The organism is Pseudoalteromonas haloplanktis ATCC 14393, from assembly GCF_000238355.1.
In the GTDB taxonomy this organism is placed as follows: Bacteria; Pseudomonadota; Gammaproteobacteria; order Enterobacterales; family Alteromonadaceae; genus Pseudoalteromonas; species Pseudoalteromonas haloplanktis.
Genome location: NZ_AHCA01000023.1, coordinates 1 through 16,020, shown reverse-complemented (window position 1 = coordinate 16,020; position 16,020 = coordinate 1). Strand labels below are relative to the sequence as shown.

Here is a 16,020-nt window from a genome sequence, read left to right as displayed (position 1 = left end):
GCATCCACTTTGCAGGGGCGTAGTTCCAATTGGTAGAACAGCGGTCTCCAAAACCGACGGTTGGGAGTTCGAATCTCTCCGCCCCTGCCAATTTTCCTGTTAGTGGGTAAAGTCTAGGGTTAAAAATCGGTTTAAATAAGTCTGTTTTTAAGTTTGGATTTTAATGGATTAACCCTGCCATAGTGTAGGGTTGTTGTGTCTGTAGTTAAGGTAATAATATTATGAGCACGAATGTAGAAACGCCATCAAGTGCGATGGATTCAGTAAAGTGGCTTGTAGCAATTGCGCTACTTGCAGGCGCAGTAGTTGGAAACTACATGTACGCAGATCAATCTGTGTTACTCCGTGCTATTGGTGTTGTGGTTGCGGTGGCTGCTGGTTTAGGCATTGCATCACAAACTGAAAAAGGGCGTACCTTTCTTGCTTTTGCAAAAGAAGCACGCATCGAAGTACGTAAAGTAGTGTGGCCAACGCGCCAAGAAACTACCCATACGACATTTATTGTAATGGTTGCAACTGCGATTATGGCACTTATCCTTTGGGGATTAGATGGTATATTATTCCGCGCAGTAGGCTTTTTAACTGGATTGGAGATCTGATCCCATGTCGGATGAGAACAACGAAAAGAAACTACGTTGGTACGTAGTACAGGCTTTCTCAGGTTATGAGAAGCGTGTTGCACAGACTATTCTTGAGCATATCAAGATCGAAGGTTTGGAAGATAGTTTTGGTGAAGTATTAGTGCCTACTGAAGAAGTGGTTGAGATGCGCGCAGGTCAAAAGCGTAAATCTGAGCGTAAGTTCTTCCCAGGTTATGTGCTTATCCAAATGGATATGAACGATGCAAGCTGGCACTTAGTGAACAGCACTGCACGTGTAATGGGCTTTATTGGTGGCACGTCTGATCGTCCAGCACCTATTAGCTCTAAAGAAGCAGATCGTATCCTGAACCGTTTACAAGAAAATGCTGAAGCGCCTAAACCTGCAACATTGTTTGAGCCAGGTGAAGTGGTACGCGTTGTTGATGGCCCATTTGCTGACTTTAGCGGTGTGGTTGAAGCCGTTGACTATGAAAAGAGCCGCGTAAAAGTATCGGTACTTATTTTTGGTCGTTCAACTCCAGTTGAACTTGAATTCGGTCAAGTTGAGCAAGATCGCTAATTAAATTAAATGGTTTATACCAAATGTTTTAATGTTTTGGTATAAAGCTTGATAAAGGCCGCTGATTAACTTATAATCAGCGGCCTTTTTGTATTCAGAGCAAGAGTTTCTTGATTTGCTTACAGAAAGTGAGAAACCAATTTTTAAACTGGGAAGCCGTTAGAGTACGCGTCCTCGCGCGCACAAGGCTAAGACCCACCTAATGAGGTATTTATAATGGCTAAGAAAGTTGAAGCTCTAATCAAGCTACAAGTTGCTGCTGGTATGGCTAACCCTAGTCCTCCAGTAGGTCCAGCACTAGGTCAACACGGTGTAAACATCATGGAATTCTGTAAAGCGTTCAACGCACGTACAGAATCTATCGAAAAAGGCGCTCCAGTTCCTGTAGTGATCTCTGTTTACGGCGACCGTTCATTTACGTTCGACATGAAAACGCCACCGGCTGCTTACTTACTTAAGAAAGCTGCAGGTATCAAATCTGGTTCAGGCCGTCCTAACACTGAAAAAGTAGGCACAGTAACACGTGCTCAACTTGAAGAGATCGTTGAGACTAAAAAACCTGACCTTACAGCTTCTGATTTAGAAGCTGCGGTTCGCACTATCGCAGGTTCTGCGCGTGCGATGGGCTTGAACGTAGAGGACTAAGATAATGGCTAAATTAACTAAACGTATGCGTACTATCCGCGAAAAAGTGGAAACGACTAAAGATTACGAAATCAACGAAGCAGTTGCTCTTTTAAAAGAGTTAGCGACAGCTAAATTCGTAGAAAGTGTTGACGTTGCTGTTAACCTTGGTATTGATGCTCGTAAATCTGACCAAAACGTTCGTGGTGCAACTGTACTACCAAACGGTACTGGTCGTGACGTTCGCGTTGCAGTATTCACACAAGGCGCTAACGCAGAAGCTGCGAAAGAAGCCGGTGCTGAATTAGTAGGTATGGAAGATCTTGCTGAATTAGTTAAAAAAGGCGAGATGAACTTTGACGTTGTTGTTGCATCACCAGACGCTATGCGTGTTGTTGGTCAACTAGGTCAAATCTTAGGTCCACGTGGTCTAATGCCAAACCCTAAAACTGGTACTGTAACACCTAACGTTGCAGAAGCAGTTAAAAATGCAAAAGCTGGTCAAGTGCGTTACCGCAATGACAAAAATGGTATCATCCATACTACTATTGGTAAGGTTGATTTCACAGCTGAGCAACTTCAACAAAACCTTGAAGCTCTTATTGTTGCGCTTAAGAAGGCTAAACCTTCACAAGCAAAAGGTGTTTACGTGAAGAAAGTAACCATCTCTACAACAATGGGCGCAGGTGTATCTGTTGACCAAAGCACTTTAAGCACTGCTGTTGTTTAATTGAGTGTTTACATGGCGTGAAATTTGTACTATAATCTTGCGCCATTTTGTTGAAAAATTTAATTTTTCGACAAGTAAAGAATTCGGGTTGAAGTCCATAATTTCGGTGCGCCTTCGGGTAAAGCGATAAATTGGGCTTCCGTCCAAGACCGTAGGTGGCTTCGGCCTTAATATTAACCTACGTAGACGGTGTGAATCCCCAGATAGATTTTTCCTAATCCTTCTGGCTCTCGCCGTAAAAAGCATCTCTATCTTGTTTGATAGGGAAGAGTAGAACAGGGAAACCGAATGTCGGTAACCCCATTAAACCAGGAGTAACACCCATGGCTTTAAATCTTCAAGGCAAAAAAGCAATTGTTGCTGAAGTCAACGAAGCAGCCAATGGTGCTCTATCTGCAGTTGTTGCAGATTCTCGTGGTGTAACAGTTGGCGCAATCACTGCCCTTCGTAAAGAAGCTCGTGCAAATGGTGTTTGGATGAAAGTTGTCCGTAACACTCTAGCAAAACGTGCTCTTGAAGGAACACAGTTTGAGTGCCTTTCTGATTCATTTGTTGGTCCAAGCTTAATCGCTTTCTCATCAGAGCACCCAGGTGCTGCTGCGCGTATCTTTTCTGCTTTTGCAAAAAAGAACGAGAAATTTGAGCTTAAAACGGCCGCTTTTGAAGGCAATGTAGTAGATGCAGCTATGCTTGCAACTCTACCTACATACGACGAAGCTGTTGCACGCTTAATGAGCGCTATGAAAGAAGCGTCTGCTGGCAAATTGTGTAAAACAATTGAAGCAGTACGTGTACAGAAAGCTGAGCAAGCTGCTTAATTTTAAGCTGTTTAATCAACCTTTCGGTGTAAAATTTTTTTGGACCTAGAGTCCGTTAATTATTAGGAAATTTGTAATGTCTGTAACTAAAGACCAAATCCTTGACGCAATTGCTGAAATGTCAGTAATGGACGTTGTTGCTCTTGTTGAAGCAATGGAAGAAAAATTCGGCGTAACTGCTGCAGCTGCTATGGTAGCAGGTCCTGCTGCTGAAGCTGCTGAAGAGAAAACTGAATTTGACGTAATCCTTACTGGCGCTGGCGCTAACAAGGTTGCGGCAATCAAAGCTGTACGTGGCGCAACTGGCCTAGGCCTTAAAGAAGCGAAAGCGCTTGTTGAAGCTGCTCCTACACCTGTTAAAGAAGGTGTATCTAAAGAAGAAGCTGAAGCACTTGCAAAAGAACTTACTGAAGCTGGTGCTGAAGTTGAGGTTAAGTAATCTAGCTCACGCTAGGTTCGCTGCCTGAGCAATCAGGCAAGGGCTGGTGATTATATAATCACCGGCCTTTTTGCGCTATAGAGCGATGTATTCCTATCGCGCAAATAAAATCTGGTTTTCTCTTTACTTTCAACGCTTTATAGTTTGCTAGTGTTAAAGTGAGAGTTTATCGGAACAACAATTAAATGTTGTACAATCTTGGCTTAGATGCCAGTTAAGTCTGTTCTTACAAGAACAGGTCGGGTCAAAGATCAGCAAGCTGAGGAACCCCATGGCTTACTCTTATTCTGAAAAGAAACGTATCCGTAAGGATTTTGGTAAACGTCCACAAGTTTTGGATATACCTTTCTTACTGTCAACGCAGTTAGAATCGTTTAAAAAATTCTTAGTGCCGGACGCTGATGGCGATCATGGTTTGGAAGCTGCCTTCCGTTCTGTGTTTCCAATCAAAAGCTACTCGGGAAATTCTGAGCTTCAATACGTAAGTTATCGTATTGGTGAGCCAGTTTTCGATGTAAAAGAATGTCAAATTCGCGGTGTGACTTATTCTGCTCCACTTCGCGTAAAATTGCGCCTTGTAGTGATGGACAAAGAAGCTCCAGGCACAGTTAAAGACATTAAAGAGCAAGAAGTTTACATGGGCGAAATTCCGCTCATGACCGATACCGGTACTTTTGTAATCAATGGTACAGAGCGTGTTATCGTTTCTCAGCTACACCGTAGCCCTGGTGTATTCTTTGATAACGACCGCGGTAAAACTCACTCATCAGGTAAAGTGCTTTATAATGCACGTGTTATCCCATACCGTGGTTCATGGTTAGATTTTGAGTTTGATGCAAAAGATAACTTGTATGTACGTATCGATCGCCGTCGTAAATTACCGGCGTCAATCATGCTGCGTGCACTTGAGTACACGACAGAAGAGATCTTAGACATCTTCTTCGAAACCACTGCGTTTGAAGTAACTGACGGTAAAGTTCTTATGGAACTTGTGCCTTCACGTTTACGTGGTGAAACCGCTGCCTTTGATATTAAAGGTGAAGACGGTGAAGTGCTAGTTGAAAAAGGCCGTCGTGTAACTGCGCGCCATATCAAGAGCATTGAGAAAAAAGGCATCAACAATTTAGAAGTACCACATGAGTACATCATTGGTCGCGTTGTTGCGAAAAACTACGTTGATGAGTCAACGGGTGAGATCATCGCTAACGCAAATGATGAATTAACTCTAGAGTTAATGGCTGAATTGGTTAAAGCAGGTCACACTAAAATTGATACGTTATATATCAATGAAGTGGACAGTGGTGCATACATTTCAGATACCTTACGTATCGATTCAAGCACTAACCGCTTAGAAGCACTAGTAGAAATTTATCGCATGATGCGCCCAGGCGAGCCACCGACGAAAGACGCGGCTGAAGCCTTATTTGAGAACTTGTTCTTTTCTGAAGAACGTTATGACTTATCTACTGTAGGTCGTATGAAGTTCAATAGCCGTGTTGGTTATGACACTGACACAGGCCCAGGCACATTAAGCAAAGACGACATCGTGTCTGTTATGAAAGTACTTATTGCTATTCGTAACGGTCAAGGTGAAGTTGATGATATCGATCACTTAGGTAACCGTCGTATCCGTAGTGTTGGCGAAATGGCTGAGAATCAGTTCCGTGTAGGTCTAGTACGTGTTGAACGTGCTGTACGTGAGCGTTTAAGCTTAGGTGACCTAGATGCGATCATGCCACAAGATCTTATTAACGCTAAGCCTATTTCGGCAGCGGTTAAAGAGTTCTTTGGCTCATCTCAGTTATCACAGTTTATGGACCAAAATAACCCGCTATCAGAAGTAACGCATAAGCGTCGTATTTCTGCATTAGGGCCGGGTGGTCTTACTCGTGAGCGCGCTGGCTTCGAAGTACGTGACGTTCACGTAACTCACTATGGTCGCGTATGTCCAATCGAGACGCCTGAGGGTCCAAACATCGGTCTAATTAACTCATTGTCTACGTACGCACGTACAAATGACTACGGTTTCTTAGAAACACCTTACCGCAAAGTGGTAGATGGTGTTGTAACTGATGAAGTTGATTACTTATCAGCCATTGAAGAAGGTCAGTTTGTTATCGCACAGGCGAACTCAAACTTAACTGAAAACAATGAGTTTGTAGATGAATTAATTCCATGTCGTCACAAAGGTGAATCAACCTTTATGGGTCGCATGGACCAGCAATATATGGATGTATCACCACAACAGGTGATCTCTGTAGCGGCAGCACTTATCCCGTTCCTAGAACACGATGATGCTAACCGTGCATTGATGGGTTCAAACATGCAACGTCAAGCAGTACCAACATTGAAAGCGGACAAACCGTTAGTAGGTACAGGTATTGAGTTAACACTAGCGAAAGATTCTGGTGTAACGATTGTTGCAAAACGTGGTGGTGAAGTAATGTATGCTGACGCAAGTCGCATCGTTGTTAATGTACATGAAGAAGAACGCATCCCTGGTGAAGCGGGCATCGACATCTACAACTTAACCAAATACACACGTTCTAACCAAAATACATGTATTAACCAAAAACCAACTTGTATGGTTGGCGAACCGGTTACTCGTGGTGACGTGTTAGCAGATGGTCCTTCGACTGACTTAGGTGACTTAGCCCTTGGTCAAAACCTGCGCGTGGCATTCATGCCATGGAACGGTTATAACTTCGAGGATTCAATCCTACTATCAGAGCGCGTAGTTGAAGAAGATCGTCTAACGACTATCCACATTCAAGAACTACAGTGTGTTGCCCGTGATACTAAGTTAGGTCCAGAAGAAATCACAGCAGATATCCCGAATGTGGGTGAATCTGCACTAGGCAAGCTTGATGAATCAGGCGTTGTTTATATCGGTGCTGAAGTTAAAGGCGGCGATATTCTAGTAGGTAAAGTGACTCCGAAAGGCGAAACGCAATTAACTCCTGAAGAGAAGCTACTACGTGCGATCTTCGGTGAGAAAGCGTCTGACGTTAAAGACAGCTCATTACGTGTACCAAACTCTGTAACTGGTACTGTAATTGACGTGCAAGTTTTCACCCGTGACGGTGTTGAAAAAGACAAGCGCGCGCTAGAAGTTGAAGAAATGCAACTTCGTGATGCGAAAAAAGACTTTAATGAAGAATTCCGTATTCTTGAAGCAGGCGTGTTAGATCGTGCTCGTAAGTTACTTATTGCAGCCGGTCAAGACGAAGAAAGATTAGCATCACTAAATGCTGAGAAACTACTTACTCAAAGCCTTGCTGAAGAAGACAAGCAAGCTGAACTTGAGCAACTAGCAGCCCAGTATGATGAGCTTAAAGCTGAATACGATAAGAAGTTTGAAAACAAACGTCGTAAAATTACCCAAGGTGATGACTTAGCACCAGGCGTACTTAAGATTGTTAAAGTATACCTAGCTGTTAAACGTCGTATTCAACCAGGTGATAAAATGGCGGGTCGTCACGGTAACAAAGGTGTTATCTCGACTATCGTACCAGTAGAAGATATGCCATACGATGACAAAGGTCGTACTGTTGATATCGTACTTAACCCACTGGGTGTACCATCACGTATGAACATCGGTCAGATCCTAGAAACACATATGGGTCTAGCTGCACGTGGTATTGGTGAGCGTATTGAAGAAATGATGAAAGAACAACGTGAGCTACATGAGCTGCGTGAATTCATCAAGCAAGCTTATGAGATCGGTGAATCTCGTCAGGTTGTCGATATTGCTAGCTTCTCTGATGACGAAATCCGTCGTTTAGCTGAAAACTTAAAAGGTGGTTTACCAATTGCTACTCCTGCATTTGATGGCGCGAAAGAAAGCGAAATCAAAGACATGCTTGAGCTAGGTGGCTACCCACGTAGTGGTCAGGTTACACTTTATGATGGCCGTACTGGCGATCAGTTCGAACGTCAAGTAACTGTAGGTTACATGTACATGCTGAAACTAAATCACTTAGTTGATGACAAGATGCATGCGCGTTCAACTGGTTCTTACAGCCTTGTTACTCAGCAGCCGCTGGGTGGTAAAGCACAGTTCGGTGGCCAGCGTTTCGGTGAGATGGAAGTATGGGCACTTGAAGCTTACGGTGCTGCTTACACACTACAAGAAATGCTAACAGTGAAGTCGGATGACGTGAACGGTCGTACTAAGATGTATAAAAACATCGTTGATGGTAACCATAAAATGGAACCAGGTATGCCAGAATCGTTCAATGTATTGTTGAAAGAAATCCGCTCATTGGGTATCAACATCGAGTTGGAAGAAAATTAAGCCAATTAGGTGCTACAGCTAGCCTGTAGCACCTGTTACGGCCGAATAGAATGTAGGGACGAAATTATCCGTCCTCAAGATTAACTCCGACAGGAGAGCTAAGGTGAAAGACTTACTTAAGTTTCTGAAGCAACAAAATAAGACCGAAGAATTCGATGCAATTCGCATTGGTCTTGCTTCACCAGACATGGTTCGTTCATGGTCATACGGTGAAGTAAAGAAACCTGAGACTATTAACTACCGTACTTTCAAGCCTGAGCGCGATGGCTTATTCTGTGCCCGTATTTTCGGACCAGTGAAAGATTATGAATGCTTATGTGGTAAATATAAGCGTCTTAAACACCGTGGTGTGATCTGTGAAAAGTGTGGCGTTGAAGTAACACTCACTAAAGTGCGTCGTGATCGTATGGGTCACATCGACCTTGCGAGCCCAGTTGCACATATATGGTTTTTAAAATCATTACCGTCACGTATCGGCTTAATGCTTGATATGACGCTTCGTGATATTGAACGTGTTCTTTACTTCGAATCATTCGTCGTAACTGAGCCTGGTATGACAACGCTTGAGCGTAGTCAGCTATTAGGTGAAGAAGAATACCTAGATGCACTTGAAGAGCACGGTGATGAGTTTGAAGCGAAGATGGGTGCTGAAGCAGTATTAGACTTACTGCGTGAACTCGATCTTGCACAATTAATTGCTGAAATGCGTGAAGAGTTACCAACAATTAACTCTGAAACTAAGCGCAAGAAGATCACTAAACGTCTTAAATTAATGGAATCGTTCCACCAATCAGGTAATAACCCTGAGTGGATGATCATGACAGTACTACCAGTATTGCCACCTGATCTACGTCCATTAGTACCACTTGACGGTGGCCGTTTTGCGACTTCTGATCTAAATGACCTTTATCGTCGTGTTATTAACCGTAATAACCGTCTTAAGCGTCTATTAGACTTAGCAGCACCAGATATTATCGTACGCAACGAAAAACGTATGTTACAAGAAGCGGTAGATGCGCTACTTGATAACGGTCGTCGTGGTCGTGCAATTACAGGTTCTAACAAACGTCCACTTAAATCGCTTGCTGATATGATCAAGGGTAAGCAAGGTCGTTTCCGTCAGAACTTACTTGGTAAGCGTGTAGATTACTCTGGCCGTTCTGTAATCACGGTTGGTCCTACACTTAAGCTTCACCAATGTGGTCTTCCTAAGAAGATGGCACTTGAGCTATTCAAACCATTTATCTATGGCAAATTAGAGCGTCGCGGCATGGCTACGACAATCAAAGCTGCGAAGAAAATGGTAGAACGTGAAGTTCCGGAAGTATGGGATGTATTAGACGAAGTAATTCGTGAACATCCAGTATTACTTAACCGTGCACCAACACTTCACCGTTTGGGTATCCAAGCGTTTGAGCCTGTGCTTATCGAAGGTAAAGCAATCCATTTGCACCCATTAGTTTGTGCGGCGTACAACGCTGACTTCGATGGTGACCAAATGGCGGTACACGTACCGCTAACGATTGAAGCACAGCTTGAAGCCCGTGCATTGATGATGTCAACAAACAACATCTTATCTCCTGCGAATGGTGAACCAATCATTGTTCCATCACAGGACGTTGTATTAGGTCTTTATTACATGACGCGCGATCGCATTAATGCGAAAGGCGAAGGTATTGTATTTAAAGATCCTAAAGAAGCAGAAAAAGCTTACCGTAGTGGTAATGCCGAACTGCATGCGCGTGTAAAAGTACGTATTAAAGAAGCTGTTAAAAACGAAGACGGTGAAGTTGTTGATACTACAACAATTATCGACACTACTGTAGGTCGTGCAATTTTATCGCTTATTTTACCAAAAGGTATGCCGTACGCTTCAATTAACCAAGCGTTAGGTAAAAAGCAGATTTCTAGCTTATTAAACGAGTGTTACCGTCGTTTAGGTCTTAAAGATACGGTTATCTTTGCTGACCAAGTAATGTACACCGGTTTCCATTACGCAATGAAGTCAGGTGTTTCTATCGGTATTGATGACTTAGTTATCCCACCGGTTAAAGCATCAATCATTGAAGCAGCAGAAGCTGAAGTAACTGAAATCAACCAACAATTCCAATCAGGTCTTGTAACGGCTGGTGAAAAGTACAATAAAGTTATCGATATCTGGTCACGTGTAAATGAAAACTTATCACGTGAGATGATGGCGAACTTGTCAAAAGACACGGTTATTAACGCCAAAGGCGAAGAAGAAGAGCAAGCTTCATTTAACTCAGTGTTTATGATGGCCGACTCAGGTGCTCGTGGTAGTGCCGCTCAGATCCGTCAGCTAGCTGGTATGCGTGGTCTAATGGCACGTCCAGATGGTTCAATCATCGAAACACCAATCACGGCTAACTTCCGTGAAGGTCTAAACGTACTACAGTACTTCATCTCAACGCACGGTGCGCGTAAAGGTCTTGCCGATACAGCACTGAAAACAGCGAACTCGGGTTATCTAACGCGTCGTCTAGTAGACGTTGCACAAGATTTGGTAATCAATGAAGACGACTGTGGCACAGAAGATGGCTTAACAATGAAACCGCTTATCGAAGGTGGTGACGTTGTAGAAGCACTTCGTGAACGTGTTCTAGGTCGTGTTGTTGCAGAAGATGTTGTGATCCCTGGCACTAATGAAGTGCTAGTAGAGCGTAACGTGATGCTTGACGAAAAACTGTGTGACCTTTTAGAAGAGCATTCAGTTGATGAAGTTCGTGTACGCTCAGTTATCACGTGTGATAACGACTTTGGTGTATGTGCTAAGTGTTATGGTCGTGACCTTGCACGTGGTCATATCATCAACGCGGGTGAATCAGTGGGTGTTATCGCGGCACAATCAATCGGTGAGCCGGGTACACAGCTTACGATGCGTACATTCCACATCGGTGGTGCGGCATCAAGAGCCTCTGCTGAGAACAATGTACAAGTTAAAACTAACGGTACATTGAAGCTTCATAACGCAAAATATGTATTAAACACAGACGGTAAGATTGTTATTACTTCACGTTCTACGGAAATCACTATTATCGATAGTTATGGCCGTGAGAAAGAGCGTTATAAAGTACCTTACGGTGCGGTATTAACAGTTCAAGATAATGCTGAAGTTCAAGGTAACGACATTGTTGCTACTTGGGACCCGCATAGTCACCCAATCGTTCTTGAGCATAAGTCAAAAGTATCGTTCAGCGATATCGATGACTCAAATACTGAAGCACAGACTGATGAACTAACCGGTTTAACCCGTGTAGTTGTTAAAGATCTTGCTAAGATCAATGCGAAAGAGCCGAAGCTTATCATCGAAAGTGAAGAGCGCGGTCTGCAAGAAACTCGTCTTCCTTCATTCACTACGATTGAAGTAACTGACGGCGTTACAGCAAACCCAGGTGACGTGCTAGCACGTATTCCGCAAGAAGGTTCGAAAACTCGTGATATCACGGGTGGTCTACCACGCGTAGCCGACTTATTTGAAGCGCGTAAACCGAAAGAGCCAGCTATCTTAGCTGAAATCACCGGTACGATTAGCTTCGGTAAAGAGACTAAAGGTAAGAAGCGTTTAGTTATTACACCAGCTGAAGGCGATCATTACGAAGAAATGATTCCTAAGTGGCGTCAACTTAACGTGTTTGAGGGTGAGCAAGTGTCTAAAGGTGAGGTTATCGCCGATGGTCCTGAATCACCGCATGACATCTTACGCCTACGTGGTGTGACTCATGTTGCTAACTACATCGTTAACGAAGTGCAAGAGGTTTACCGTTTGCAAGGCGTTAAGATCAATGACAAGCACATTGAAACAATTATCCGTCAGATGATCCGTAAGTGTACGATCACTGATGGTGGTCATAGTGAGTTCTTAGTTGGTGAGCAAATTGAAGTGGCACGCGTTAATATCGCAAACCGTGAATTAGAAGCTCAAGGCAAGTTACCAGCTAAATTTGAGATCCAGTTAATGGGTATCACTAAAGCATCACTAGCCACAGAATCTTTCATCTCGGCAGCCTCGTTCCAGGAGACAACTCGTGTCCTAACTGAAGCCGCTGTAAATGGTAAGAGCGATGAACTTCGCGGTCTGAAAGAAAACGTAATTGTGGGTCGCTTGATCCCAGCCGGTACCGGTTTTGCGTATCATCAAGATCGTATGGCGCGTCGTAAGCAGAGCAAAGTAGTTGTTGAAGAGCAAACAGTAAGTGCAGAAGAGGCAACTCAAGCACTAACAGACGCTTTAAACGCGGATTTATCTGGAAATCAATAAACTTAACTTAATCAATAGATTATGTTTTTGCAAGGCAGTTATATACTGCCTTGCTGACGGTTTAGGTTGACAGCTCAATCTTTGCTCATTAAAATTCCGCCACCCATTTACTTGTACGTATAATACGGGCTTGTAAATAAAGGGCGGATTTTTTTATTTTTTCAGTAGTAATTTTAATTTCAGGAGCTATTTAAATGGCAACTATTAACCAGCTAGTGCGTAAGCCACGTCGTAGCAAGGTTACTAAAAGTAACTCAGCTGCGCTTAAAGCGTGTCCGCAAAAGCGTGGTGTATGTACTCGCGTATATACAACTACCCCTAAGAAACCAAACTCGGCGTTACGTAAAGTAGCTCGTGTTCGTTTAACTAACGGTTTCGAAGTAACATCATACATCGGTGGTGAAGGTCATAACCTTCAAGAGCACAGTGTAATCCTAATCCGTGGTGGTCGTGTTAAAGATTTACCAGGTGTGCGTTTTCACACTGTTCGTGGTGCACTTGACTGTGCAGGCGTTAGCGACCGTCGTCAAGCTCGTTCTAAATACGGTGCAAAACGCCCTAAAGGCTAATTGTTATCCGTTAGTAAGGCCAAGCACTAAATATTATTAATTATTGTTTTGGGTGATTGACTCGAAAGAGCAAACCTGAATAAACCGGAGATACAAAATGCCTAGAAGACGCGTAATAGGTCAACGTAAAATTCTTCCAGATCCTAAGTTCGGATCGGAACTTCTTGCAAAATTCGTTAACATCGTAATGTTAGACGGCAAGAAATCTACTGCTGAAAAAATCGTTTACGGTGCGCTAGATGTGGCTGCTGAGAAATCAGGCAAATCGCACCTTGAAATCTTTGAAACTGCACTTGAAAACATCCGCCCACAGGTAGAGGTTAAATCTCGCCGTGTTGGTGGTTCAACGTATCAAGTACCAGTTGAAGTACGTCCAGTACGTCGCAACGCATTAGGTATGCGTTGGTTAGTAGACGCTGCACGTAAGCGTGGCGAGAAATCTATGGGCTTACGTTTAGCTCAAGAACTTGTTGACGCTGCTGATAACAAAGGCACTGCGGTTAAGAAACGTGAAGACGTTCACCGTATGGCTGAAGCGAATAAAGCATTCGCTCATTACCGTTGGTAATCTGTCCTTAACCTTTAAGAGGATTTTATGGCACGTACAACTCCACTTGAGCGCTACCGTAATATAGGTATTGTTGCTCACGTAGATGCAGGCAAAACCACTACAACAGAACGTATTTTGTTCTACACGGGTCTTTCTCATAAGATCGGTGAGGTACATGATGGCGCCGCAACTATGGATTGGATGGAGCAGGAACAAGAGCGTGGTATCACAATCACTTCTGCTGCAACAACGTGTTTCTGGAAAGGGATGGACGCGCAATTTGACGACCATCGTATCAATATTATTGATACACCAGGACACGTAGATTTCACTATCGAAGTAGAGCGTTCTTTACGCGTACTTGATGGTGCGGTAGTTGTGCTTTGTGCTTCATCAGGTGTACAGCCGCAAACAGAGACAGTTTGGCGTCAAGCGAACAAATACGAAGTTCCGAGAATGATCTTCGTAAATAAAATGGATCGCACGGGCGCTGACTTCTTAACGGTTGTTAGCCAAGTGAAATCTCGTCTTGGAGCAACGCCTGTTCCAATTCAGTTGCCGGTCGGCGCTGAAGACGACTTTAAAGGTGTTATTGACCTTATAAAAATGAAAATGATTAACTGGAATGATGAAGACCAGGGAATGACTTTCACTTATGAGGCAATACCGGCAGAACTTCAAGATTTAGCTGAAGAATGGCGCTCAAACTTAGTTGAAAGCGCTGCTGAAGCATCTGAAGAACTAATGGATAAGTATTTGGAAGGTGAAGACCTGAGTGAAGCAGAGATTAAGGCTGCTTTACGTCAGCGTACATTAGCGAACGAAATCGTCCCTGTAACTTGTGGTAGTGCATTTAAAAACAAAGGTGTTCAAGCTGTGCTTGATGGCGTTGTTGAATATATGCCTGCACCAACACAAGTGAAACAAATTCAAGGTATCCTTGAAAATGGCACTGAGGAAGAACGTCCTGCTGATGACAACGCACCGTTTGCTGCACTTGCTTTTAAGATTGCAACAGATCCGTTCGTTGGTACTTTAACTTTCTTCCGTGTTTACTCTGGTACTGTTAAACAGGGTGATGCGGTTTACAACTCAGTAAAAAGTAAGCGTGAGCGTCTTGGCCGTATCGTTCAGATGCATTCAAACTCACGTGAAGAGATCAAAGAAGTCCACGCAGGCGACATCGCGGCGGCTATTGGTCTTAAAGACGTAACAACAGGTGAAACACTGTGTGATCCGAACTCAATTATTACGCTTGAGCGTATGGAGTTCCCTGAACCAGTAATCTCTGTTGCGGTTGAGCCTCGCACAATCGCTGACCAAGATAAGATGGCTATCGCGCTAGGTAAACTAGCGGCTGAAGATCCGTCTTTTCGAGTACAAACTGATGATGAGTCAGGCCAGACTATTATTTCTGGCATGGGTGAACTTCACCTTGATATCATTGTCGATCGTATGAAACGTGAATTCAGTGTTGAATGTAACGTTGGTAAGCCGCAGGTATCATATCGTGAAGCTATTCGTTCAACTGTTAAAGTTGAAGGTAAATTCATACGTCAATCAGGTGGACGTGGTCAATATGGTCATGTCTGGCTTAAACTTGAACCGATGGATATTTCGGATGATGAAGCACCAATTTACGAATTCGTTAACGAAACCGTAGGTGGCTCAGTACCGAAAGAATACATCCCTGCGGTAGACAAAGGCATCCAAGAGCAAATGGCTCAAGGTGTGTTGGCAGGCTACCCATTACTTGGCGTGAAAGCGACTTTATATGATGGTTCATTCCATGATGTAGACTCGAATGAAATGGCATTTAAAATAGCAGGTTCAATGGCGATGAAGCAGGGGGCGCTACAAGCAGACCCTGTACTTTTAGAGCCAATGATGAAGGTTGAAGTACTCACTCCTGAAGCAAACATGGGTGATGTAGTTGGTGACTTAAATCGTCGCCGCGGTATGATCGAAGGCATGGAAGAAGCGCTAGGCGGGCTTAAATTAGTTAACGCTCAGGTTCCGCTTTCTGAAATGTTTGGTTATGCTACTGATCTACGATCTGCGACACAAGGTCGTGCCTCATACTCTATGGAGTTTTTGAAGTACGCTGAAGCCTCGAAGCATGTTGCAGATACAATAATTACAGCTCGCGCTGTTAAGTAATTTTTTAGCTCGGTTTGGTCCACAGTGGACTGAACCTTTAATTTCTTTATAGGAATTTTTTAAGATGGCAAAAGCAAAGTTTGAACGCGTAAAACCGCACGTAAACGTAGGTACAATCGGCCACGTTGACCATGGTAAAACAACCCTAACTGCAGCAATCACTAACGTACTTGCAAAAGTATACGGCGGTGTTGCTAAAGATTTCGCATCAATCGATAACGCTCCAGAAGAGCGCGAGCGTGGTATCACAATCTCAACTTCACACGTTGAGTACGATACACCTACTCGTCACTACGCACACGTAGACTGTCCTGGACACGCGGATTATGTTAAAAACATGATCACTGGTGCTGCTCAAATGGACGGCGCTATCCTAGTTGTTGCTGCGACTGA

At 43.6% G+C, this 16,020-nt stretch carries 12 protein-coding genes and 1 tRNA gene; all 13 read left to right on the top strand.

Annotated features, from left to right (window positions below; all coding sequences use genetic code 11):
* The first annotated feature begins 13 nt into the window (after positions 1-13).
* A tRNA-Trp gene (locus PHAL_RS0121795) sits at positions 14-90 on the top strand.
* 131 nt (positions 91-221) lie between these two features.
* Complete coding sequence (secE, locus tag PHAL_RS0121790) at positions 222-599, top strand: preprotein translocase subunit SecE (protein ID WP_016710555.1); 378 nt, start codon at positions 222-224, stop codon at positions 597-599.
* A gap of 4 nt (positions 600-603) precedes the next feature.
* The gene (gene nusG, locus PHAL_RS0121785; RefSeq protein ID WP_016710554.1) at positions 604-1,161 is read left to right on the top strand and encodes a transcription termination/antitermination protein NusG; all 558 of its coding nucleotides are present in this window, start codon (positions 604-606) and stop codon (positions 1,159-1,161) included.
* A gap of 216 nt (positions 1,162-1,377) precedes the next feature.
* A complete protein-coding gene (gene rplK / locus PHAL_RS0121780; protein WP_008108462.1) occupies positions 1,378-1,806 on the top strand; it encodes a 50S ribosomal protein L11 in 429 nt (142 codons plus the stop codon).
* A 4-nt stretch (positions 1,807-1,810) separates the two neighbouring features.
* Positions 1,811-2,515, top strand: coding sequence for a 50S ribosomal protein L1 (rplA, locus tag PHAL_RS0121775; protein ID WP_016710552.1), 705 nt, complete (start codon positions 1,811-1,813; stop codon positions 2,513-2,515).
* 323 nt (positions 2,516-2,838) lie between these two features.
* Complete coding sequence (rplJ, locus tag PHAL_RS0121765) at positions 2,839-3,333, top strand: 50S ribosomal protein L10 (protein WP_016710550.1); 495 nt, start codon at positions 2,839-2,841, stop codon at positions 3,331-3,333.
* 76 nt (positions 3,334-3,409) lie between these two features.
* Positions 3,410-3,772 (top strand): 50S ribosomal protein L7/L12, encoded by a 363-nt coding sequence (rplL, locus tag PHAL_RS0121760; protein WP_016710549.1) that lies wholly within the window; start codon positions 3,410-3,412, stop codon positions 3,770-3,772.
* Between the two features lie 271 nt (positions 3,773-4,043).
* Positions 4,044-8,069: a DNA-directed RNA polymerase subunit beta gene (gene rpoB / locus PHAL_RS0121755; protein ID WP_016710548.1), complete on the top strand. Its 4,026-nt coding sequence runs from the start codon at positions 4,044-4,046 to the stop codon at positions 8,067-8,069.
* Between the two features lie 103 nt (positions 8,070-8,172).
* Positions 8,173-12,348 (top strand): DNA-directed RNA polymerase subunit beta', encoded by a 4,176-nt coding sequence (rpoC, locus tag PHAL_RS0121750; RefSeq protein ID WP_016710547.1) that lies wholly within the window; start codon positions 8,173-8,175, stop codon positions 12,346-12,348.
* A 194-nt stretch (positions 12,349-12,542) separates the two neighbouring features.
* Complete coding sequence (gene rpsL, locus PHAL_RS0121745; RefSeq protein ID WP_002958885.1) at positions 12,543-12,917, top strand: 30S ribosomal protein S12; 375 nt, start codon at positions 12,543-12,545, stop codon at positions 12,915-12,917.
* A 97-nt stretch (positions 12,918-13,014) separates the two neighbouring features.
* Entirely contained in the window at positions 13,015-13,485 is a 471-nt protein-coding gene (gene rpsG / locus PHAL_RS0121740) for a 30S ribosomal protein S7 (protein ID WP_016710546.1), read from the top strand.
* 27 nt (positions 13,486-13,512) lie between these two features.
* Positions 13,513-15,627: an elongation factor G gene (gene fusA, locus PHAL_RS0121735; protein ID WP_016710545.1), complete on the top strand. Its 2,115-nt coding sequence runs from the start codon at positions 13,513-13,515 to the stop codon at positions 15,625-15,627.
* 64 nt (positions 15,628-15,691) lie between these two features.
* Positions 15,692-16,020, top strand: a 329-nt coding sequence (locus PHAL_RS23350; protein ID WP_016710512.1) for a GTP-binding protein, incomplete at its 3' end; no start/stop codon positions are given.